This is a genomic window from Sphingomonas lacunae, assembly GCF_012979535.1.
GTDB classification, from domain to species: domain Bacteria; phylum Pseudomonadota; class Alphaproteobacteria; order Sphingomonadales; family Sphingomonadaceae; genus Sphingopyxis; species Sphingopyxis lacunae.
Genome location: NZ_CP053015.1, coordinates 1,832,528 through 1,854,939 on the forward strand (window position 1 = coordinate 1,832,528; position 22,412 = coordinate 1,854,939).

Consider the following 22,412-nt stretch of genomic DNA (forward strand, 5'->3'; position numbering starts at 1 on the left):
GGTGCGGCAAGGGGGAATCCGCATAAAATTTCAAAAGTGGCCATTGGCCGTGTCAGGGGTTTGCAGCGACGAGGATTCGACACCATATGGAGGCGGGACGAAAATTGCGGGCTGGCCGACTTTGGCCGCAATGCGCCATGGTGAGGAACGAAGATTGTGGCAACATTGGGATTGAGTGCGGAAGATCAGGCAGCCGTCGAGGCTTTCCGCAAGGATGTCGTCGAGCCGTCGATGACCAGCCTGGTCATCCTTGATTTCTGGGCGGAATGGTGCGGCCCTTGCAAACAGCTGACGCCGGTTCTTGAAAAGGTAGCAGAGGACTATGCCGGGAAGGGTGTGGTCCTGAAGAAGATCAATGTCGACGAGAACAAGTTCATCGCCGCGCAATTCCGCATCCAGTCGATCCCCACCGTCTATGCGATGTTCCAGGGCCAGCCCGTCGCCGACCTGACCAATGCCCGCACCGAATCGCAGCTGAAGGGGCTGCTCGACCAGATCCTACGGCAGTTGCCCATTGAGGGTGAGGATGCCGCAGCGGAGCAGCAGGTCGAGCCGCTGCTTGCGATGGGTGATGATGTGCTAGCCAATGGCGAGGCGGAACGGGCGGTCGGCATTTTTGCGCAGATCATCGAAATTGCGCCAACCAGCGCTGCGGCGCACGGCGGCCTGATCCGTGCGCTGACGGCGGCGGGCATGCTGGAAGAGGCAGAGGCCGCTCTGGCAGATGTGCCGGCGGACCTCGCGAAGGATGCCGCGATCGGTCAGGCGCGCTCGGCACTGGAACTGGCGCGCAATGCGCCGCCCTCTTCCGAGATGATGGTCCTGCATGACAAGGTGGCGGCCAATCCGGAGGATCATCAGGCTCGGCTTGAATTGGCTCTCGCCCAGATCGGTGCAGGCCAGCGCGACGGTGCGGCAGACAATCTGCTGCACATCATCGCCGCTGATCGGGGCTGGAATGATGGTGAAGCGCGGACACGTTTGCTGGCCCTGTTTGAGGCGGTCGGATTGGAAGACGGCTGGGTGAAAGCGCAGCGACGGCGCCTGTCCGACATATTGTTCGGGTGAGTTCCTGTATGACCCGGCAGCGCATATCCCTGTTTCCGCTGGGCGGTGCGGTTCTCTATCCGGGACTGCAGTTGCCGTTGCACATTTTTGAGCCGCGGTATTGTGCCATGGTATCGGACTCGCTGGCGCGCGACCGGATGATCGGCATGATCCAGCCACGTGAAGGGGAACGGCCAGGTGCGGACAAACCAGCGCTGTTCGAGATAGGGTGCATCGGCCGGATCGCCGAGATCGAAGCACTCGACGACGGGCGCTATAATCTGATCCTTGAAGGCAAGTCGCTGTTCAGGCTGATCCGCGAGCTGGATGCTCCAACGCTGTTCCGTCAGGCGGAGGGGGACCTGATCGCGCCGCGTGCCAATGAGGCGCTGGCAGCAGTTGAACGGGCCGCGCTCGACAATGAAGCCCGCCGCTTTGCGGCCTGGTTGGGGTATCGGGTGGACTGGGACGGTATTGCCCAACTGGATGATGTGACGCTGGTCAACGCCATGGCTCAGATTGCGCCCTTTGATGTGGCCGCCAAACAGGCGCTGCTCGAGACAGCGACAATCAACGAACGGGCCGAATTGCTGATGCAGCTGATGCGCTTTGCCACCAGCCAGCGTGGCCCGGACGACAATCGGGCAACCCTGCAATAGGCTGTGCGGCTTCAGTGAGTTTTAAGCCCTGTCGGCTAGTGCGCTGACAGGAATGTATGACGCATGTGCCAGGATGCTGCCCTTTCGGGTCAGGCTGTTGCGGGCCGCTTGGCCCGCCTGCGGTGCCATGGCTTTGCTGGCCTTTGGCAGCGTGCCGGCGAACGCGCAGATGCGGTCGCTCGAAAACCCTTCGTTCGAGCTCAATGATCCGGCGGGGCCGGGCGCGCCCAATTACGAGATTTTGCCCGACACGTCGGTGCCGGGCTGGGCGACGACGACGGGCGAGATCGAGCTGTGGGACACGAATTTCAGCGGCGTTCCCGCCTATGCAGGCAATGTCTTTGCCGAGATGAATGCCAATGTGAATGGCACATTCTACCAGAATATCTGCCTGATCAATGGTGAGCCGATCAGCTGGACCTTTGCTCACCGCGCCCGCTCAGGCGGTGCGGCGACGCAGACGGCGGTGTTCCGGGTGGCGACCAGCACCGGCACGGTCATCCAGACGCTGGCGACGCAAAATTCGACGACCGCCAACCAGGTGTGGAACGTCAACACCGGCACCGCCACCTATACCGGCCCATCGGGCATGCAGCGGGTGCAGTTCACCACGACCAACACCGGCTCCTATGGCAACTTCCTCGACGGCATCCAGTTGGGCTTGAGGCCGTTTGTCCAGCTATCCACCGGGTCGGGCACTGGCTTGGAATCGGTGCCGTTGGCGAATATCGCCACGCTGCTGGTGACCGGAAGCACGACGAGTGCGATCAACGTCAATGTGACGATCACCGGCGGCACGGCAGTGCGCGGCACCGACTATACGACGCCGGGTGGCGGGGCGAGCTTTACCGTCACCGTGCCGGCAGGCACCTATTACAACAGCGCCATTCCGCTCGGCATCACGATCACCAATGACACGGCGGTCGAGGGCAGCGAGACGATCACCTATTCGGTCGGCACCGGCACCGGATACACGCTGGGCCATACGACCAATTGCGGCGCGACGGTGCAGTCGACCGGCACCTATACCATCACCGATGATGATGCGCGGGTGACGCTGCGCAAGCAGTGGGTCAACGCCATCGTTGGCGATGACGCCAGCCTGACGGTGAGCCGGGGCGCGACGGCCATCGAGACATTCGCGTCCGATGCGGGAACTGCGGGTCAGCTGGACACCGACCCAACGGCCACGCCGGTGGTGATCGGTGAGACGGTGACGCTGGCCGAGACGCTGCTCGGCACCAATGCCGGGCGCTATTTCGGCGCGGTGGCGTGCAGCGGGACGGCGGACAGCAATCTGGCCGATGGTCTGACGATTGGCGCGGGAGAGACGGCGATCATCTGTACCTGGACCAATACGCGGATACCGCCGCTGACCTTTGCCAAGACGTCCAGCGTGGTGTCCGACCCGCTCGGCAACGCGGTGCCGATGGCGATCCCCGGCGCGCGGATGCGATATTGCCTGCTCGTCACCAACCCCGGCACGCTGGCGGTGAGCAATGTCTTTGCCAACGACGCGGTGCCCGCGACGTTGAACTATATTGCCGGGACCATGCGATCCGGCACCAGCTGCGCCGGGGCGACAACGGTCGAGGATGATGATGCGGCGGGGACGGACGAGAGCGACCCGTTCGGCCTGTCGATTTCGGGTCTGACGATTACGGGATCGGCGCTGACGCTGGGGGCGGGGGCGAGCTTTGCGATGCTGTTTGATGCGGTGGTGAATTAGGGAAAATAGCTTTGAGGGCGCTGTCTCGCTTCGCTCGTACCCACCCCCACCTACCTTGCAGGAAGGGAGTCAGTGCGGCCCTTCACTCCCCCCCCCCCCCCACGCATCCCCGCATGACATATCGGCTTGGCCCTGCTACCGGCGCGCCATGCTTTCCCTGTCCGGTATCACTGTCCGCCTTGGCGGGCGCACCATTCTTGAGCGTGCCACCGCCTCTCTGCCCACCGGCGCGCGGGTGGGGCTGATTGGCCGCAATGGGGCGGGCAAGACGACGCTGATGAAGACGATCATCGGCCAGATCGACCCTGATGAGGGATCGGTCGACATGCCGCGGGCAGCGCGGATCGGCTATATTGCGCAGGAGGCGCCCGATGGGGCGGCGACGCCGATCGAGACGGTGCTGGCCGCCGATGTCGAGCGGGCGGCGCTGCTCGCCGAGGAAGAGGCGGGGGCGGAGCCGGAGCGGCTGGCCGACATCCATGAGCGGCTGATCGCGATTGACGCCTATACCGCGCCGGCGCGGGCGGCGCGCATCCTTGTCGGTCTCGGCTTTGACGAAGAGATGCAGCAACGGCCGCTCTCCACCTATTCGGGCGGGTGGAAAATGCGCGTGGCGCTGGCGGCGCTGCTGTTTTCCGAACCCGACCTGTTGCTGCTCGACGAACCGTCGAACCACCTCGACCTCGAAGCGACGCTGTGGCTGGAGAATTTCCTCAAAAGCTATCGCGCGACGATGGTGGTGATCAGCCATGAGCGCGACCTGCTCAACAATGTTGTCGATCATATCCTCCACCTCGAGGGAGGGCAGACGACGCTCTATGTTGGCGGCTATGACGCGTTCGAGCGGCAGCGGGCTGAGCGGCTGGCGCAGCTGGCGGCGGCCAAGGCGTCGCAGGATGCGCAGCGGGCGCGGTTGCAGGATTATATCGCGCGCAACAGCGCCCGGGCCTCGACCGCCAAGCAGGCGCAGAGCCGGGCCAAGGCGTTGGCCAAGATGCAGCCGATTGCCGAACTGGCGAGCGACCCGACACTGTCGTTCCAATTCCCCAGTCCCGACCCGCTGCGGCCGCCGCTGATCACGCTCGACTTGGCGTCAGTGGGCTATGACCAGACGCCGATCCTGCAGCGGCTGAACCTGCGCATCGACCCCGATGACCGGTTGGCGCTGTTGGGGCGTAACGGCAATGGCAAGACGACGCTGGCGCGGCTGCTGGCGGCGCAGCTCCCCGCGATGGAGGGGGCGATGACCGCGTCGGGCAAGATGCGCGTCGGCTATTTCACCCAATATCAGGTCGAGGAGCTCGACGGCGAGGATACGCCATTGGAGCATATGACGCGGGCGATGGGCAGCGGGGCGAGCCCCGGCGCGGTGCGGGCGCAACTGGGGCGTTTTGGCTTTTCGGGGCCGCGGGCGACGCAGAAGGTGGGCAAGCTTTCGGGCGGCGAGCGGGCGCGGCTGGCGCTGGCGCTGATCACGCGCGAGGCGCCGCATCTCCTCATCCTCGACGAGCCGACCAATCACCTGGATGTCGATGCGCGTGAAGCGCTGGTGCAGGCGCTCAACGACTATGACGGTGCGGTGGTGCTGGTCAGCCACGACCGGCACATGCTCGAACTGACCGCGGACCGGCTGGTGCTCGTCGATGGCGGGACGGCGCGCGAATATGCCGGCAGCATGGATGATTACACCGACCTGATCCTGAGCAAGGGCGAGGGCAGGGGCGACGGCGCGGCACAGGCATCGGCCAAGGCGGGTGGCGGAAGCGGCGGCGCGGCGCGCAAGGAGGAGAAGCGCAGCGGCGCGCAATATCGCGAGCGGCTGAAGGCGCTGCGGGCAGTGGTGCGGGCGGCGGAAAAGAAGGTCGAGGCGCTGACCGCCGAGATAAGGGCGATTGACGATGCGCTGGCTGATCCCGCCGGGACCAAGGGGGCACTGGCGAGCGTCAACCTGTCTGACCTGATGAAGAAGCGGGCGGAGCTAGAGGGCCAGTTAGAGCGGGCAGAGGCGGAGTGGATGGCGGCCGAGGAGGCCATTGAGGGGGCGTGATGTTGCCCGCCTCATCCCTTCCCCAGGGAAGGGATGGATGTTGCCGGTTCAGCGCCCCTGACCCGCCACCTTGAGCACACAATCGACAAAGCCCGCCGGGTCGTCTTCCTGAATAAAATGACCGCCTTTCAAGGTGGTATGCGGCTGGTCGGCGGTACCGGGGACGCGGCCGATCCAGCGGCTTTCCCCGCCTCGGGTGATCGGGTCACCATCGCTGAAGCAGCAGATGACCGGTTTGGTCCATTGATCGAGCACTTCCCATGCGCGCTTTTGGTCCGGAACCGCCACATTATTTTCGAACGGCACGAAGCTGGGGAAAATGCGTGCGCCCGCCTTGAAGCTGTCATCAGGGAATGGTGCGTCATAGGCGGCGATTTCAGCCGGGCTGAACGGCCGCTTGGTGCCGGCAGCGACGATGCGGCTGATGCGGAAGATGGGGCTGTATTTCGAGAAGGCCCGCCAGATGCGGAAAGCCAGCGGAGCCGGGCCGCCTTCGGGCAGTCCGCCGTTGGAAAGGGCGATGCCGTGGAAGCGGTCGGGACATTCGGTGAGAACGCGGATACCGACCAGCGACCCCCAATCCTGACAGACCAGGGTAATGCGGTTAAGGTCGAGTGACTCTACTAGGGTACGAACCCAGGCGACATGTTTGGCATAGCTGTAATCGGCCTTCGCAGCCGGCTTGTCCGACCGTCCGAAGCCGATCAGATCAGGCGCAACGACGCGGTAGCCGGCGGCGACCACGGGGCCGATCATATGGCGGTAAAGATAGGACCAAGTCGGTTCCCCGTGCATCATCAGCACGACCGGTGCGTCCCTGGGGCCTTCATCAATATAGGCCATGCGCAATTCGGGCGTAACCTGATGATAACGGGGTTGGTAAGGGAAATCGCTGATCGCGGCAAAGGCGCTGTCAGGCGTGCGCAAAACCTGCATGAACGGGGGCTCCAGTGATTATGGCACTATTTATGTCATAATCACTGGAGGGCGTCAATCGTCCCACCCTGCTGGTCAAGTGGCCGGCCGGTTGGCGAGCAGATGATCAACCACCGACGGGTCAGCCAGGGTAGAGGTGTCGCCAAGGTTGCTGACGTCATTCTCGCCGATCTTGCGCAGGATCCGGCGCATGATCTTGCCCGATCGGGTTTTGGGCAGGGCAGGGGTGAACTGGATGATGTCCGGCGTGGCGATGGGGCCGATTTCGTGACGGACCCATTGCACCAGCTCCTTACGCAGTGCTTCATCAGGCTCGACTTCGGCATTGCAGGTGACGAAGGCATAGATGCCCTGGCCCTTGATGTCGTGCGGCATGCCGACGACTGCGGCTTCGGCGACCCTGGAATGGGCGACGAGTGCGCTTTCGATCTCGGCGGTGCCCATGCGGTGCCCCGAGACGTTGATGACGTCGTCTATGCGCCCGGTGATCCAGTAATAGCCGTCGGCATCCCGGCGACAACCGTCCCCGGTGAAATAGAGACCGGGGAAGGTCGTGAAATAGGTCTGGAAGAAGCGTTCGCTGTCCCCCCATACTCCGCGCATCTGCCCCGGCCAGCTGTCGGTGATGACAAGACAGCCGTCGCCTGCGCCCTCGATAGGTTTGCCATCATTGTCGACCAGCATTGGCTGGACACCAAAGAAGGGGAGGGTAGCGCTGCCGGGCTTTAACGCGGTGGCGCCGGGCAGGGGGGTGATCATCGTGCCACCGGTTTCGGTCTGCCACCATGTGTCGACAATCGGACAGCGGCGTTCACCAACCACCTTGTGATACCATTCCCATGCTTCAGGATTGATCGGTTCACCGACTGAACCGAGCAGACGCAATGTCGAACGGCTGGTCTTTTTGACCCATTCATCGCCTTCGCGCATCAGCGCACGCAGGGCGGTTGGGGCGCCATAGAAGATTTCGACGCCGAATTTGTCGACCACCTGCCAGAAGCGTGAGGGATCGGGCCAGTTGGGCACGCCTTCGAACATCACTGTGGTCGCGCCGTTCATCAGAGGGCCGTAAACAACATAGCTGTGGCCGGTGACCCAGCCAATGTCCGCGGCACACCAGTAAATCTGTCCTGGGCGGTAATCGAAGACATAGTGGTGGGTCATTGATGCCCAGACTGCATAGCCGCCGGTCGTGTGCATCACGCCCTTTGGCTTGCCGGTCGAGCCCGAGGTGTAGAGGATGAACAGCGGGTCTTCGGCGCCCATTTCCTCGGCCGGGCAATCGGCGGACTGAGAGGCGACACCTTCGTGCCAATCGACGTCACGCCCGGCAAGCATCGGCACATCGGCCCCGGTGCGGCGCAGCATGATGACGCTGGTAACGCCGGGACATTGGTTCAACGCCTCATCGACATTCGCCTTGAGCGGAACCTTGCGCCCACCACGCAGCCCTTCGTCAGCGGTGAGGACGATGCTGCTGTCACAGTCCTTTATGCGGCCAGCGAGAGCGTCGGGCGAGAAGCCGGCAAAGACGATCGAATGGATGGCGCCGATGCGGGCGCAGGCGAGCATGGCGACGGCGGCTTCGGGCACCATTGGGAGGTAGATGGTGACGCGATGGCCGCGGCCAACACCTTGTTGCTTGAGCAGATTGGCAAAGCGACAAACCTGTTCATGCAGTTCGCGATAGGTGATGCGGCGTTCCGGTTCTGTCGGATCATCGGCTTCCCAGAGGATGGCGATGGCATCCCCGCGTTCGGCGAGATGGCGATCAAGCGCATTGGCGCACAGGTTGAGCGTGCCATCCTCGAACCAACGGATGCCGAAATCAGCTTCGTGGAAGCTCGTGTTCTTGACTCTGGTGAAGGGACGGATCCAGTCGATGCGCCGGGCCTCTTCACGCCAGAATTCTTCCGGGTCGTTGACCGAGCGGACATAGCGGTCCTGATACTGCGCGGCATTGACCAGTGCGCCCGACGCCCAGCTTTCCGGAACCGGATAAATGGCCTCGCCCATGCGACTCTCTCCCATCATTGTTTCACCTTTGCCCATGGCCATAGCCAAGGGTGCGCACGGAATGAAGGGCAGGCAGGGTATTTGACGGCCAGGGTGTGTTTCAGTGCCGGGACAGCGGGCTGTCACTTCTCCCCCTACCCATCCGCGCTGCTTGCCGATAGGTTGCCCGAAACGGGAACCGCAAAAGCGAAAGCGGTCGCAAGGGGGATAGATTGATGAGCGAGGACGCGGGGGTTCTGCCCAAGCATCATGTGGCGACGCAAAGTGAGAAGAAGGTGATCACCGCCTCTTCGCTCGGCACGGTATTCGAATGGTATGATTTCTATCTCTACGGATTGCTCGCCACCCACATTTCCAAGGTGTTTTTCTCTGGCGTGAACGAGACGACGGGGTTTATCCTCGCGCTCGGTGCCTTTGCCGCCGGCTTTGCGGTGCGGCCCTTTGGCGCGCTGGTGTTCGGCAGGGTCGGGGATCTGGTCGGACGCAAGAACACCTTTCTTGTCACTATGGGGATCATGGGCCTTTCGACCTTTGCGGTCGGCTTGCTGCCCGGATATGAGAGCATTGGCGTGGCGGCGCCAATCATCCTCATCTTCCTGCGTATCCTGCAGGGGCTGGCGCTGGGCGGAGAATATGGCGGGGCGGCGACCTATGTCGCCGAACATGCCCCCAACAACCGACGCGGCCTGTACACCAGCTTCATTCAGATCACCGCTACTTTCGGCCTGTTTGCCGCGCTGCTGGTGGTCATCGGCATACGCACCAGCATGGGTGAGGAAAGCTTTTCTGCTTGGGGATGGCGCCTGCCTTTCCTCATCTCGATCCTGTTGCTGGGCGTGTCGCTGTGGATCCGGATGCAATTGAATGAAAGCCCGGTCTTCCAGAAGATGAAGGAAGAAGGGACCACATCCAAGGCGCCACTCACCGAGGCATTCGGGCGATGGAGCAACGCCAAATGGGTGCTGATCGCCCTGTTCGGCGCTGTTACCGGGCAGGCGGTGGTTTGGTACACCGGGCAGTTTTACGCGTTGTTCTATCTAGAGAAAATCCTGAAGGTCGATGGCGCGCAGGCGAATATACTGATTGCAATCGCGCTGTTGCTGGGCACGCCATTTTTTGTGCTGTTCGGCTGGCTGTCGGACAAGATCGGCCGGAAATACATCATCCTCGGTGGTTGTGCGCTGGCTGCGCTCACCTATTTTCCGGCGTTCAACGCCTTGTCAAAGGCAGCCAATCCGGCGCTCGGCACTGCGACGATCAACGCGCCGGTGACGGTGACCGCTGACCCGAACGAATGTTCTGTCCAGTTTGACCCGATTGGCCGCAACAGGTTCGACAGCACCAGTTGCGACATCGCCAAGGCCTGGCTGGCCAAAAATGGCATCGATTATCGCAACGTGGAGGCCCCAGCCGGCACGGTGGCGACGGTGCAGGTGGGCGGGGCCAGCCTGATGGCGCCCGACCCGGCGGAAGTGAGCGGTGAGGCGAGAGCGGCGGCAATCACCGCCTTTCAGGGAGAGCTGAAGACGACGCTGACGGCGGCAGGTTATCCTGACAAGGCTGATCCGGCGGGCATCAACAAGGTGATGGTAGTGGCCATCCTCTTCTACCTCGTGCTGCTGGTGACCATGGTGTATGGCCCGATTGCGGCGATGCTGGTCGAACTGTTCCCCAGCCGCATCCGCTACACGTCGATGTCGCTGCCCTATCATCTAGGCAATGGTTGGTTCGGCGGATTCCTGCCGACGACCGCCTTTGCCATGGTCGCGGCAACCGGGGATGTCAGCTATGGCCTGTGGTATCCGGTGATCGTCGCCACCTTGACCGTCGTCATCGGCCTGATCTTTTTGCCCGAAACATTCCGGCGCAACATTGACGATTGAGGCGAAGACGGACCCGCGATGAGTGAAGCCTATGCCCGCGCGCTGCGCGACAGTATCGAAGACCCAGAGGCGTTCTGGCGGCAAGCGGCAGCGGCCATCGACTGGGTGACACCGCCGTCGCGGGCATGGGATGATCAAGGCGGCTGGTTTGCCGGCGGTGCCCTCAACACATGCTTCAATGCGCTTGACCGGCATGTGCTGGCAGGGCGCGGGGATGCGATTGCCCTGATCTATGACAGCCCCGTCACGGGCACGATCCGGCGGTTTAGCTTTGCCGAAATGCTCGATGAGGTCGGCCGGGTGGCGGCGATGCTGGTGCGGCTGGGCGTCGGCAAGGGTGATCGGGTGGTCATCTATATGCCGATGATCCCTGAAACGGTTTTCGCCATGCTCGCCTGTGCGCGGCTGGGAGCAATCCATTCGGTGGTGTTCGGTGGCTTTGCGCCGCTCGAACTGGCGAAGCGGATCGACGATGCCCGGCCCAAGCTGTTGCTCACCGCCTCGTGCGGGATCGAAGGGGCGCGAACCATCGCCTACAAGCCGATGGTCGACGAGGCGCTGGTGTTTGCCGAACATCCGCCTGAGCATGTGCTGCTGTTTCAGCGCGACCGGGTGACAGCCGACCTGCATGGGCCGCGCGATATCGATTGGGCGGTGTTGCGCGAAGCGGTGGCGGGCGAGGCTGTGCCGGAGTGCGTGGCGGTGGCAGCGGATGATCCGCTCTACATCCTCTATACGAGCGGAACGACAGGCACTCCCAAGGGCGTGGTGCGCGACAATGGTGGCCATGCGGTGGCGCTCGCCTGGTCGATGGCGAACATCTACGGGATTGGCGCAGGCGACGTGTTCTGGGCGGCATCAGACGTGGGTTGGGTCGTCGGGCACAGCTATATTGTCTATGCGCCACTGATCGTCGGGGCGACGAGCGTCCTGTTCGAGGGCAAGCCGGTCGGCACGCCCGACGCAGGGACTTTCTGGCGGACGATTGCGCGGCATGGGGTGAAGACATTCTTCACCGCGCCCACGGCGATCCGCGCGGTGCGCAAGGAAGACCCCGACGCGACCTTCTTGGCTGCCGAGGGGTTGGGTGGTTTGCAGGCCATTTTCCTCGCCGGAGAGCGCGCTGACCCGGATACCATCGGCTGGCTGGAGGAGAAGAGCGGCCTGCCGGTGATCGACCATTGGTGGCAGACTGAGCTGGGCTGGCCGGCGATTGCCAGTTGTGTGGCGCTGGGCGACTCGCGCCGAAAGCGCGGCAGTGCGGGCTTTCCGGTTCCGGGCTTTGCCTTTGCCGTGCTGGGTGAGGATGGGCAGCCGGTGCCAACGGGCGAAAGCGGGGCGGTGGTGATCAGGGCACCGCTGGCGCCGGGCGCGTTCCGCACGTTGTGGAACAATCATGCCGGCTGGGAGAAGAATTTCGCCACCTTCCCCGGCTGGTACGAGACCGGCGATGCGGGCTTCATCGATGCCGAGGGTTTCGTCCATGTCATGGGGCGGACGGATGATATCATCAATGTCGCCGGGCACCGGCTGTCGACCGGACAGATGGAACAGATCGTGGCGGCGCAGGATGGCGTTGCCGAATGCGCGGTGATCGGCGCCGATGATGCGATCAAGGGTATGGTGCCGATCGCCTTTGTCGTGCCGCGCGCCGGGTATGAGAGCGACAGCGCGATGGCGACGCGGGTGATTGCGGCGGTGCGGCACGAGCTCGGCGCTGTGGCAGCTCTGAAGACGGCGCATGTCGTGCCGGCGCTGCCCAAGACGCGTTCGGGCAAGACACTGCGCAACCTGTTGCGGACCATCTGCAACGGGGACGAGTTGGTGACGCCGCCTACCATCGAGGATGCGGCGGTGCCGGGCATGATCGCGGCAGTGGTGCACGTGGAGAGCTGATGCGGCTTACGGCTGGACAGGAGCGCGGTGGGCTGACAGACCGGCGCTGCTGTTGAGGAGATCCGCATGACCAACGCACCGACCCATCTGTTCACTGGCGCCGGAGGAGTACGGATCGCCGCTGATGTGGCCGGCGAAGGGCCGCCGGTGCTGTTTGTCCATGGATTTCCTGAACTGCGCCAGTCATGGGCGCGATTGTCGGCTGCAGCGGCGGAGGCTGGCTATCGCGCCTGCGCGATCGACGTGCGCGGTTATGGTGACAGCGACGCACCGCCGGAAGTGGCTGACTATCGCATGGAGTTGATGGTCGCTGATCTCGCGGCAGTGGCAGCAGAACTGTCGCCCGGACAGCCGGTGACGCTGGTCGGGCATGACTGGGGCGCGGCGATTGTATGGAATGCTGCGATGGCTCGTCCCGATATATTTGGCGCGGTCGCGGCGCTGTCGATCCCCTGGTCAGGGCGGGCCAAGATGCCGTTCGACGAATTGTTCACGCAGCGATTCACAGCGAAGAACCGATTTTTCTATCAGGCCTATTTTCAGCAGCCCGGAGTGGCTGAGATGGAGTTGGAAGCTGATCCGGCGCGCTTCCTCAAGGCATTTTACCACACGATTTCCGGTGATGCCGCTCCCGGTGACTGGCCCAATGACAAGACGGCGGACATGACGCTGATGCAGGGCCTGCGCTTTCCGGACCGCGTCCCGCCATGGTTGCACCAGGGCTATTTCGAGGCGGCCGTGTCGCAATTCTCCCGGTCAGGCTTTCGTGGCCCGCTCAACCGCTACCGCAACCATCAGCGCGACTTTGTCTGGGCAGGACAGTTTGACCCGGTCATCCGTATCCCGGCGCTGTTCATTGGCGGTGCGAGCGACCCGGCGTTGGTGCTGGGCAGTGCCGACCCGCTGCCGATCATGCGTGATCATGTGCCGGGCGTGGAAACACATATGCTCGAAGGATGTGGGCACTGGATACAGGCTGAACGCGCCAGCGAGGTAGAAACATTGTTGCTAGACTGGCTGCGGCGCACCATTCGGGTCTGCTGACCTTGCGGTCAATCCGGGCTGCCAGAATGACAAAGGGGCCGGACGATCGCTCGTCCGGCCCCTTTCATGTCTATCGTTGCCGGGGGCAGCGCCCCCGGCGCGATCAGAAGCGCCAGCTGATCGAGGCGCGATAGGTCTGGTTGCGATAGTCGCTGCGGAACACCGTGGTTTCTGCCGACAGGCTGGCCGAGATGTTTTCACCACCGATGGTGACACCGGCAGCAGCTTCGCCCCAATTCTTGTCGTCACCGTCAAAGCCGAACAGGACGCCATTGCCGCTGCCCAGGGTGAAGTTCCCAAGAACACCGACCGGTTGGTCAAGCAGTTCGTGGACATAGTTGAGCGACAGATAAGGACGCACATTGCCCGCAGAGGTGCGCGCAGTGAAGCCCGCCCGTGCCTGGAGGCTTTCCGACGAGTCGAGATCGTAGGTCATGCCGGCGGCACCACCCGTTTCGGACAGCGGCTTGAAGTTCAGCATGCTGTAGCGCAGCGAAACACGCGGGGTAACCGCAATACCGGCTGTGCTGGCCGGGAGGACGCTGAGGCCCAGTTCGCCCGACATCGACATCACATCGTCGTTGGCGGTCAAGTTGAAGGTGTTCAGACCGACAATTGCCGTGCGTGCTGACGAGAGGCTGTAAATGCCGCCGCTGGCCTGGAAATCAGCCAGAGCGCGCGACCCCACATGAACGCCGCCATAGACGGTGCCCTGATAAAGGTTTCCACCGGTTTCAGCGAGGTTGTTGGGCGCGGAACCGTCGAGATCGGCATAGGTGAAGCCGAAGCCGAAGAAGTCCTTGTCGCCAACCGACTGTTCGATACCGGCGGTGATGTAGAAGCCGTCGAACTTGTTGCGACCGCCCGGTGTGGCGCCGGTGGTGGCAACGCCACTGCCGTTGATATAGCCGCCGGCGAGGAACAGCGCGCTGTCTTCGTCGGTGGTGCCAGTGTTGACCATGCCGGTGCCGACATCGCTCATCACCTCCATGCCCATGCCGTCATTGGCATTGAGCGCTGCAAGCTGTAGCGGGCGGCCGTACATGGCGACCGTTCCGGCCGTTTCCCCTGTGGCGGCATTGGCGATACGTTCACGGAAGAAGCGTCCGAGCACTTCGTTCATCACCACACCCGAGCCGATGGTCATCGACGGAGTGCGCGGTGCCAGACCTTCCAGGGTCGAACGAATGTTCGCCTGGGTCATGAGGTCGAGCTCACCATAGACGCCAGCGAGGTTGCCCGCCGAGCCTGGACGATTCTGATCAAGCAGCTGGGCGAAGGCGCGCTGGATCGGCGAGCTGGCGTCGATCACCGTATTGTATGAGCGTGCGTCGATACGGACAGTCACGCTGCTAGCGCCATAGCTGACAACCGGATTGAGGATCGGCGAGAACGCGCCCGGTGCGACGAACTGACCCGAGACACCGCCCGCGGCCGAGACGATGGTGAACTGGTCACCATAGGTTACCCGGTAACCGGCCACAGGAGCGAGGCTGAGCGTGCCGCCGACATTGGCCCGACCGCCAGCCGGATCGCCATTCACCACGACCGTGATCCGGTCAGAGGTCTGGTTCGGGCCCAGATTGACGATGTAGTTGGTGCCGGACGACATGACCAGGTTGCCACCAACCGTCAGGTTGCCGACCGTCGTCGTGGTTCCGGGGTTGAAGGTGCCGAGAACACTGGTGAGGAACGGCGTGTTGATGCGGCCGGTGCCCGAAATGGCGCCGCCGAACAGGCTGTAGTCACCAACGCTGGTCAGCGTGCCGTTCACTGCGACAGTACCGGCGAACTGGTTGACGTTGATCAGCGAGGTGAGCGTGCCCGTATTGGCGATCACCAAGCCAGCGCCCGCCGTGCCGATCGTCAGACGATCGATCACGATGTTGGCACCCGACAGGGTCGTCGTGCCAGTGGCCGACAGGGTTACGTCAAAGTAGCGGGCCAGGACACCGGTTTCGCGCACCGGATCGCTGTTGTTCGGGACAAAGTCGCTGGCACCCGGCAGCCCATTGGCCAAGGTAGCCGCCGGCAAGACCGGTGCGCCATTGTGCGGCGTCGGCCCGGTGCTGACAAAGCCATTTCCGGCTGCGTTGGCGACGGCATCACCATCGACATGCATGATGGTCAGGCCATCAGTAGGCTGTCCGGCCGTTGCCGGTTGGCCATTGACGAGGAAGTCGCCGGTTGCCGTGTCGTAGCATTCATCCGACTGGAAGAAGGTCGACTGGAAGCAGATCTGGCCGAAGTCGCCACTGGTACCAGCGGCCTGCTCACCCGGAACGGTGGGGATGCCGTTGACTGGCTGACCGCCCGACAAAATATAATAGGACGGATCAAGCGTGGAGACCCAGCGGGTCGGGTCGGTCCAGCTGCCGTCGCCAGCCTTGGCAGACACATAGTGGTAAGGGTTGTTGGCGGCGATCCAGTCCCAATAGAGATAGAGCGGCTGGTAGAAGCTGACCGTGCCATAGCCATTGGTCGACTGACCGTTGAAGAAGCGGGTGTAGCCGCCCGACAGTACGCCGATCACCAACTGGCGCGAGAAGTTCTGGAGAATCATCGGGCCGCCCGAGTCACCACCGGCGGTGGTGCCTTCGCTCGGCACGCCATTCTTAAAGCGGGCGTCATCCTTGAACGCGTTGAAGTCAAAGATGCTGGCGCCTTCAGCACCACGAAGCGGATCATCGAAGTCGATGAAGTAGAGGTTCTGCGTCAGGGTCGAAGGCGGTGAACCGAACAGGAATTGTTCGAACGTGTTGAGGTCGGTCAGCGCGCCGATGACATTCTCAGCCGCACGGCGACGGAAGTCGATCGGTTGAGTGCCCGAAGTGCCGGTGCCGTTGCCGCCGTAGCCGACGATGCCGACATTATAGCCGGTGCCAGTGGCCTGGCTGATGGTCGACGGAGCCGACAGCGGCGAGAAGAGCAAGGCCCAGGTCGGGATGTTGGCAGCAGGTGTGTCGAGCGTTGCAAGCGCCACGTCGCCATACAGGAAGCCGCGTGACGCCGGCTCAAGGCTGAACGGGTTATAGACCACCTGATTGACGTTGTAGAAGGCCTGGGCGAGGTTGGTCTGGAAACGGCCCGCGCCAGTGCCGGCGTCGCCAAGCAGCCAGCGGCGCAGCTCGTCCACTTCGCCAGGTGCGTTGGCGCGCGTAAAGGCTTCGAAACCAAAGGCGATTCCGGTGCCGCCCGAGTTTGCGCCATAAGCGGTGGCCGGGCGGGTGTTGACGCAGTGCGCCGCGAAAATGACGGTGCGCGGATTGATGAGCGTACCGGTGCACAGGCCGATGAAGCCGCCGCCGCTATCAACCACCATCTGGCCAACGCCGGTGATGCCCGTGTCACGAGCCGTGGTCGGTGTGCCCGGGTTGGAGATCAGAATCTCAGGCTCGGGTTCCGACGGGTCAATGAAAGCGCGATGCGGAACCGGCGCGGTTGCTTCAACATAGGTGTGGGCTTCGGGAACGACAGCAGGCAACAGCGCCGATTGTGCCTCGGGAAGAACAGCCGTCAGATTGCCATGCGCTTCCGGCTGTATATTTTGCAACGCTCCGGTCCCTGCCAGCGCGCCACCGTCGGCAAGGGCTGGCGCAGCATAAGCAAAGGAAGCGGCGCAAGCAGTGGTCAGCAGCGACAGGCGCGCGACCCGGCCAGCGGAACGCTTGAATCCTGATGTGGTCATGTTTGGAAACCCCTATGGATTGAACGAATAACTTATTGTGTTGTTAAGCGAGAATCGTCCCGAATGATCGCATGCTATGTCGCGAATTGGGGGCTGGCAATGGCATTGGGCGCGATTGTTGCGACTGTGGCAATCCGGCAACGCAAGAACAAATCATCCAAGTTGTGCCCTCCGGCAGGCTTTTTGGAAAGGATCGAGCTCTGGCCTTCCCCCCTCCTTCCAGCTCGCGTTCGCCATTGCATGGTACCCGCTTTCGTCCGCTCTATCGCGTGGGCATGCGTCTCCTCAAAGCTGCGGCTTGCGGATTGTTTGTTTTTGGCTGTCATCCGCGCGAGGGCCGGGCCGTCAGCATTGTCAACTACGCGGGTCGCCAAGCCCCGGTCTCGCTGAATGGGCAGCAAATTGACCTGTTGCTGCTGCTACACAATCAGGAACGGTCGCGTTTTGGGTCGCCTCCGCTAGCATGGGATGCAGGCTTGGCAACGGGGGCCGAGCAATGGGCTGCCCGGATCGGAGGCGACGGCATCCTGGAGCACAGTGGCGTTGAGGCGTTGGGCGAGAATTTGTGGATGGGGACGGCCGGTCATTACCGGATTGAGGATATGGTCGGGGCATGGGCCGAGGAAAGGCAAGATTTCAGACCCGGCCGTTTCCCCGACGTCAGCCGCACCGGCAATTGGTCTGCGGTGGGGCATTACACACAGATGATATGGCGCGACACCCAATCCGTCGGCTGCGGCCTGTACCGCGGTCGAACCTGGGAGGTGCTGGTTTGCCGCTATGCACCGGCCGGCAATGTCATGGGCGACCCGGTCCCCTGATCATCATGCGACAAGCGGCGCAAGGCACCCCGCAGCGTCCAGGATCGGATCGACATTCTGGCGTGCGCTGGCAGGCAATGCCGCATGAAGCGCGCGCAATGCCGCGAGGCACTTGGCCTGATATCCGAACGGTCCCTGCACATAGGGCAGGCCCATTGCGGTCATCCGCACCTCTGTGTGACCAGCTTCAAGTGCTGCGGTATTGGCGAGGAGAAACGGCAGGTAGACTTGGCCGATTGCGTCGAGCAGGGCTGGCACAACCGGTGGCAGCGGTGTTTCGACGGCATCCCACTCGCCCTCAATGCCGGACATGTCGTCGATATGGGAGAGCCAGCGGAAGCTGTAGGGATAGTCCGCGCGCATCATTGTCTGGGCGGTGGGATCCACCCCTAGTTGGGACAATTGTCCGTAGATGCCGAATTCGGCAATCGACGGCCGGGTGCCGAACAGGCAGTGGCGGTCTGTGACATGGGCTTCGAGCGCGGCGAGGACGGCACGTGTCGACGCTTCGATAAGCGGGAAATTGTCCTTCGTGCAGCCGACTATGGCCATGCGGCTGACCTGGCGTTGCCGGAAGATTTCGGCGTTGTTCTGTGACGTTTCGAGGCCACCGCCCTTGAGCGCGTCAAAGGCGAGCCAGCGGCTCATCTGGATCTGGTCGATGTCTTCGAGCCAGCGGTAGCCGAACATGGCCTTTGTCAGCCATTCGTCGGCAAAATCCTCAATGAGGGCTGCGAGGAAGGCCCGGGCGGGATCGGGCGGGATCAACGAACGGTCGGCGGGATGACGGCGCTCCAGTTCGTGGATCAATGGTGTTGAGTCATTGTGCCAGCTGTCATCGGGAAAGCGGACGACGGGGATGACCGGCGCCCGGACATTCGCCAGCGCGGCGCCTTGGGTGGCGAGGCCGTGGATCCAGATGTGCGGCAGGCGGCGGTAGCGCATGACAGCGCGCACCTTGAGCGAATAGGGCGAGCCGAGTGCGCCGTGGATTTCATATCGCTGGGTCATCGTCGGTTCACTCCATGTCTGGCAGGTAGAGGGCAAGTTAGAGCGGCCTTGGCTACCTGTTCGCGGATGTAATGGCATCAAGTATGTCAAAATATTGCCGATCACAAGCCGGCTTCGGTTGATCGGGCCGGTGCACAGATGTAACAAGGCGGAGTCGCATCCACGAGAAATCCGTGGCTATTCAGGGGGGAATATGAAGCGCACATCGTTTTTGATGCTGGCCGGAACCGCGTTCGCTGCCTGGTCCATGCCGATCCAAGCCCAACAGAGCGTTCGCGCCGGGCAGACGATCAACGGCAGCCTTGCCTCTACAGACGCGACCATCAGCACGGGCGAATATATCGACCGCTACACGCTGTCGGGCCGCGCCGGTGAGACGTTGACCATCCGGGTCGAATCGGGTGCCATTGATCCCTATTTGCTGATGCGCGGCCCGGACGGTTTTTCGGAAGACAATGACGATGTGTCGGAAGCCGACCGGTCATCCGAACTGGTTGTCACGCTGCCGGCGAGCGGGCGCTATACCATTGGCGTCACCTCTTACAGCGCGGGTGAAACCGGTGACTATCGGCTGAGTGTTCGAAATGGCAGCTTTGCCTCGGCCCGGCCAAGCGGCGGCACCGCCATCGTCGCGGGCAGGCCGGTGAATGGCCAACTGGCAAGCGGGGACACCACTTTGCCCAGCGGCGAGTTCATCGATTATTACACTCTGCAGGGGCAGGCCGGCGAGACGTATGATATCAGCATGCGATCAGCGGCGATCGACAGCTACTTGCTGGTGCGTGGACCGGGCGACCTGTCCGAGGACAATGACGATGATGACCGCGGCGCGACACGCAATGCCCGTGTGCGCGTCACGCTGCCCGAAAGCGGCCAGATGCGGATCGGCGCGACCAGCTATGCTTCGGGTGAGAGCGGTGCCTATTCGCTGAGCGTCAGTCGCTCCGGCCGTGCCGAAGCAACGACCGACCTGGCGGCGAGCGATGGGGAACGGGTGCGCGATGGCGGAGACCGCGGCGCCGGCGTGACCCTGTTGCCAGGCAGCGACGTATCGGGACGGCTGGCGCAGGGGGATACGCAACTTTCCTCTGGCGAGTTCACCCGGGAATATAGTTTTCAGGGGCGGGCCGGCCAGCGCGTCGACCTGACGCTGCGGTCGAGCGATTTCGACCCCTATCTGATGGTGCGGGGACCTGGCGGCTTTTCCGAGGATAATGATGATGATCCGGCTGGTGGAACGAACAGCCGGCTGAACGCCACTCTGCCCAGTGACGGGCGCTACACCGTCACCGTCACATCCTATCGCCCGGGGGAAACCGGTGCATTCAACCTGAGACTGGAAACCGATGGCGGCGAGCGGTCACTGGCCACGAGCGACCGTGATAACAGCACGACCCCGGCGGTGCGCCCGACCGCCAGCGCCGGTACGTTGCTGGCCATCGGAGAGAGGCGGTCAGGCCGTCTGGCGCAGGGCGACGCGCAGCTGAATTCGGGGGAATATAGCGACAGCTACCGATTTGTTGGCCGCCGGGGTCAGCGGGTAACGATTGACGTCGGTTCAAGCGCGTTTGACACCTATGTCATGATGCGATCGCCTTCGGGTGAGGGCACGGACAATGATGATGGTCCTGACGGCACCAATGCCCAGATCGCTCAGGTGCTGAGCGAAAATGGCGAATATGAGGTTATCGTCACATCCTATCGGCCGGGCGAGACGGGTGATTACACCCTGTCGGTGATGCCGGGCGAAGAGCCACCGGCGCTGGCCGCGGTGCGGGGTGGCCAACGGGTATTTGCGGTGATGGTCGGCATTTCCGACTATGAGGGTGAGGGCAATGACCTGCCGCTGACCGATGAGGATGCGACCAAGCTGGAGCAGACGCTGCGCGGTCAGGGGTTGCTCAATCCGGCAAGCATCACCCTGACCAATGCCGAAGGGACGGTTGCCGGGGTGCGTCAGGCCTTTGCCCGAGTGGCAGCGCAGGCCGGGCCGGATGATGTCTTCCTCTTCTTTTATTCCGGACATGGCGGACAGGAACGGGGGCAGGTGAGCCCTACCGAACCTGATGGCATGGACGAAACGCTGACCCTGTATGATGGTGACCTGACGGATGACGAGCTGGCTCGCCTGTTCGGCACAGTCCGCGCCCGCGTAGCACTGGCGGTTCTGGACAGTTGTTTCTCCGGCGGGTTCGAACGCGATGTGGTCAGCCGTCCCGGCGTGATGGGCATTTTCTCTTCCGAAGAGGATCTGACCAGTTCAGTTGCGGACAAGTTTGAAGCCGGGGGCTATATTGCCCATTTCATTCGCGATGCCTTTGCCGGGGCGGGTGACGTCAACGGTGATCGCATCCTGGCGGCGGGCGAACTGTCAACCTATCTGCGCGAACGGTTCAATGCGCCCGATGTCGGCCGGATTGAAGCGACGACCATTGATGATCAGCGCAATTACCAGAATCTGGTTATCGTTCGCGGCAGCGTGAAGGTCGATGATGCCATCGTCCGGCTGCGGCCGGGCAGGGACATAGCGGCGCTCGACCGCTAAGCGCCTATTCGCCGTCCGGGACAAGCGGGCCGGGGTTGATCGTGTCAAAGGGGGGATCGAGCGATCTTTCTTCGGCGATGCGGGCAGCAATCAGCGGCAGCTGTTCATTGATGATGGCGCGCCGTCTCGCCCAGGACGGATGGGTGGGCGCCGAGGGACCGATGCGGCTTTGGAGCAGGTCAAGCCAGACCAGGGCGGCGCCGGGATCACGACCGGCACGGGCCATCAGCCATGGGGTCAGCCGGTCAGCCTCGGCCTCCGCCGCGCGGGACAGGGCGGCGCTGCGTCCAAACATCCGGGCAAGGCCGCGCCGCATGCCGGCGGCGTTCTGTCGTTGGCGATGGTGCAGGATGTTGTGGGCAAGCTCGTGCGCGATACTCGCGGCGAGCACATCATCATCGGCAGCTGTTTCGACCATGGTTTGGCCGATCCGCACATAGAGGCCATCGGCCAGTGCTTCGAAGCCACCGCCGGGGTCCATCTGGAAGCGGGTGGGGCAGCCATTGATGCCGTGCAGCACCAATTGATGGTCGCTGCCATCGCTGCGCCGCACATGCAATCGCGCTACGCCGTCAGCCAAAGCCGCATCGAGTCGGTCGAGCGCGTCCCTGGTTGAAGCATAGTCAGGGCGGGCGCTGGCAGCGGTGACAGGTACAGGCACGCCATCCATGGCGATCAGGCCGTCGCCACTGCGCAGCCCGGCCCTGTCAGCGGGCGAGCCGGGGACGACCAAAAGGACCGCGACGCCATTTGCCGCCGGAAACATCGCGGCGGCCTGTTGAGCGGTGAGGCGACCGTACTGGGCGCGGCTGTGCAGATCCATGCCGGTGCGCGCCACCGGGCCGCTGCAGAGACCATGGGCCGCAACAGCCAGGGCTTCGCCCAGCGTTGCGACGCGCAGGTCAAGAGCGGCAATGTCGCTGCCTGCCGGAGTCTCATTTGCGGCGTGGAGGGGCGCCGCCGCCATGGCCAGCCCAAGCAACAGCAGCAGATGCAGCCATGGGCGGGACAGGCGCGAATGGATTGGGTTGGGACGGCAGTCCATGCGGGCATGATAGCATGGCTCGACGCCATTGTGACAAGTGCCCAG

Annotated in this window: 14 protein-coding genes; 9 read left to right on the forward strand and 5 right to left on the reverse strand. The window is 63.0% G+C overall.

All coding sequences use genetic code 11. The annotated features are described in order from the left end of the window. The first annotated feature begins 156 nt into the window (after positions 1-156). The 4 genes from GV829_RS08875 (at position 157) to GV829_RS08890 (ending at position 5,482) form a co-directional block, all read left to right on the forward strand. Positions 157-1,068, forward strand: coding sequence for a tetratricopeptide repeat protein (locus GV829_RS08875; RefSeq protein ID WP_169945915.1), 912 nt, complete (start codon positions 157-159; stop codon positions 1,066-1,068). A gap of 8 nt (positions 1,069-1,076) precedes the next feature. Continuing rightward, the gene (locus GV829_RS08880) at positions 1,077-1,706 is read left to right on the forward strand and encodes an LON peptidase substrate-binding domain-containing protein (protein WP_169945918.1); all 630 of its coding nucleotides are present in this window, start codon (positions 1,077-1,079) and stop codon (positions 1,704-1,706) included. 127 nt (positions 1,707-1,833) lie between these two features. After that, positions 1,834-3,435 (forward strand): autotransporter outer membrane beta-barrel domain-containing protein, encoded by a 1,602-nt coding sequence (locus GV829_RS08885; RefSeq protein WP_169945920.1) that lies wholly within the window; start codon positions 1,834-1,836, stop codon positions 3,433-3,435. A gap of 148 nt (positions 3,436-3,583) precedes the next feature. Next, the gene (locus GV829_RS08890; RefSeq protein ID WP_169945922.1) at positions 3,584-5,482 is read left to right on the forward strand and encodes an ABC-F family ATP-binding cassette domain-containing protein; all 1,899 of its coding nucleotides are present in this window, start codon (positions 3,584-3,586) and stop codon (positions 5,480-5,482) included. A gap of 48 nt (positions 5,483-5,530) precedes the next feature. Here the strand turns inward: GV829_RS08890 and GV829_RS08895 are convergent, their stop codons facing one another. Continuing rightward, positions 5,531-6,418, reverse strand: a complete 888-nt coding sequence (locus GV829_RS08895) for a haloalkane dehalogenase (RefSeq protein ID WP_169945924.1) — start codon at positions 6,416-6,418, stop codon at positions 5,531-5,533. A 75-nt stretch (positions 6,419-6,493) separates the two neighbouring features. Then, a complete protein-coding gene (gene acs, locus GV829_RS08900; protein WP_169945926.1) occupies positions 6,494-8,434 on the reverse strand; it encodes an acetate--CoA ligase in 1,941 nt (646 codons plus the stop codon). 215 nt (positions 8,435-8,649) lie between these two features. Between acs and GV829_RS08905 the strand changes: the two genes are divergently transcribed. The 3 genes from GV829_RS08905 to GV829_RS08915 all read left to right on the forward strand — a co-directional run bounded on the left by GV829_RS08905 (position 8,650) and on the right by GV829_RS08915 (position 13,257). After that, on the forward strand, positions 8,650-10,317 hold the full coding sequence (locus GV829_RS08905) for an MFS transporter (protein WP_169945928.1): 1,668 nt from the start codon (positions 8,650-8,652) through the stop codon (positions 10,315-10,317). A gap of 18 nt (positions 10,318-10,335) precedes the next feature. Next, a complete protein-coding gene (locus tag GV829_RS08910) occupies positions 10,336-12,213 on the forward strand; it encodes an AMP-binding protein (protein WP_169945930.1) in 1,878 nt (625 codons plus the stop codon). Between the two features lie 66 nt (positions 12,214-12,279). After that, the gene (locus GV829_RS08915) at positions 12,280-13,257 is read left to right on the forward strand and encodes an alpha/beta fold hydrolase (RefSeq protein WP_169945932.1); all 978 of its coding nucleotides are present in this window, start codon (positions 12,280-12,282) and stop codon (positions 13,255-13,257) included. Positions 13,258-13,360: 103 nt separating this feature from the next. On the opposite strand, the gene GV829_RS08920 is transcribed toward GV829_RS08915, so the two are convergent. After that, the gene (locus GV829_RS08920; RefSeq protein WP_169945934.1) at positions 13,361-16,945 is read right to left on the reverse strand and encodes an autotransporter outer membrane beta-barrel domain-containing protein; all 3,585 of its coding nucleotides are present in this window, start codon (positions 16,943-16,945) and stop codon (positions 13,361-13,363) included. 275 nt (positions 16,946-17,220) lie between these two features. Here GV829_RS08920 and GV829_RS14390 point away from each other — a divergent pair, with 275 nt between their 5' ends. Continuing rightward, positions 17,221-17,766 (forward strand): CAP domain-containing protein, encoded by a 546-nt coding sequence (locus GV829_RS14390; protein WP_169945936.1) that lies wholly within the window; start codon positions 17,221-17,223, stop codon positions 17,764-17,766. A 3-nt stretch (positions 17,767-17,769) separates the two neighbouring features. Here the strand turns inward: GV829_RS14390 and GV829_RS08930 are convergent, their stop codons facing one another. Continuing rightward, on the reverse strand, positions 17,770-18,777 hold the full coding sequence (locus tag GV829_RS08930) for a glutathione S-transferase N-terminal domain-containing protein (RefSeq protein ID WP_169945938.1): 1,008 nt from the start codon (positions 18,775-18,777) through the stop codon (positions 17,770-17,772). Between the two features lie 247 nt (positions 18,778-19,024). Here GV829_RS08930 and GV829_RS08935 point away from each other — a divergent pair, with 247 nt between their 5' ends. Continuing rightward, positions 19,025-21,322 carry a pre-peptidase C-terminal domain-containing protein gene (locus tag GV829_RS08935; RefSeq protein WP_169945940.1) on the forward strand — a complete coding sequence of 766 codons (2,298 nt, stop codon included), beginning with the start codon at positions 19,025-19,027 and terminating at the stop codon, positions 21,320-21,322. Positions 21,323-21,326: 4 nt separating this feature from the next. Here GV829_RS08935 and GV829_RS08940 read toward each other — a convergent pair whose 3' ends face one another. Beyond that, positions 21,327-22,367 (reverse strand): M48 family metallopeptidase, encoded by a 1,041-nt coding sequence (locus GV829_RS08940; protein WP_169945942.1) that lies wholly within the window; start codon positions 22,365-22,367, stop codon positions 21,327-21,329. Positions 22,368-22,412 lie beyond the last annotated feature (45 nt).

Excerpts from the sequence above, each read along its gene's own strand:
- GV829_RS14390 (WP_169945936.1), top strand. The coding sequence starts at position 17,221 with ATGCGTCTCCTCAAAGCTGCGGCTTGCGGATTGTTTGTTTTTGGCTGT.
- GV829_RS08910 (WP_169945930.1), top strand. The coding sequence starts at position 10,336 with ATGAGTGAAGCCTATGCCCGCGCGCTGCGCGACAGTATCGAAGACCCA.
- GV829_RS08930 (WP_169945938.1), bottom strand. The coding sequence starts at position 18,777 with ATGACCCAGCGATATGAAATCCACGGCGCACTCGGCTCGCCCTATTCG.
- GV829_RS08890 (WP_169945922.1), top strand. The coding sequence starts at position 3,584 with ATGCTTTCCCTGTCCGGTATCACTGTCCGCCTTGGCGGGCGCACCATT.
- GV829_RS08935 (WP_169945940.1), top strand. The coding sequence starts at position 19,025 with ATGCCGATCCAAGCCCAACAGAGCGTTCGCGCCGGGCAGACGATCAAC.
- GV829_RS08920 (WP_169945934.1), bottom strand. The coding sequence starts at position 16,945 with ATGACCACATCAGGATTCAAGCGTTCCGCTGGCCGGGTCGCGCGCCTG.
- GV829_RS08915 (WP_169945932.1), top strand. The coding sequence starts at position 12,280 with ATGACCAACGCACCGACCCATCTGTTCACTGGCGCCGGAGGAGTACGG.
- GV829_RS08905 (WP_169945928.1), top strand. The coding sequence starts at position 8,650 with ATGAGCGAGGACGCGGGGGTTCTGCCCAAGCATCATGTGGCGACGCAA.
- acs (WP_169945926.1), bottom strand. The coding sequence starts at position 8,434 with ATGGGCGAGGCCATTTATCCGGTTCCGGAAAGCTGGGCGTCGGGCGCA.
- GV829_RS08895 (WP_169945924.1), bottom strand. The coding sequence starts at position 6,418 with ATGCAGGTTTTGCGCACGCCTGACAGCGCCTTTGCCGCGATCAGCGAT.
- GV829_RS08880 (WP_169945918.1), top strand. The coding sequence starts at position 1,077 with ATGACCCGGCAGCGCATATCCCTGTTTCCGCTGGGCGGTGCGGTTCTC.
- GV829_RS08940 (WP_169945942.1), bottom strand. The coding sequence starts at position 22,367 with ATGGACTGCCGTCCCAACCCAATCCATTCGCGCCTGTCCCGCCCATGG.
- GV829_RS08885 (WP_169945920.1), top strand. The coding sequence starts at position 1,834 with ATGGCTTTGCTGGCCTTTGGCAGCGTGCCGGCGAACGCGCAGATGCGG.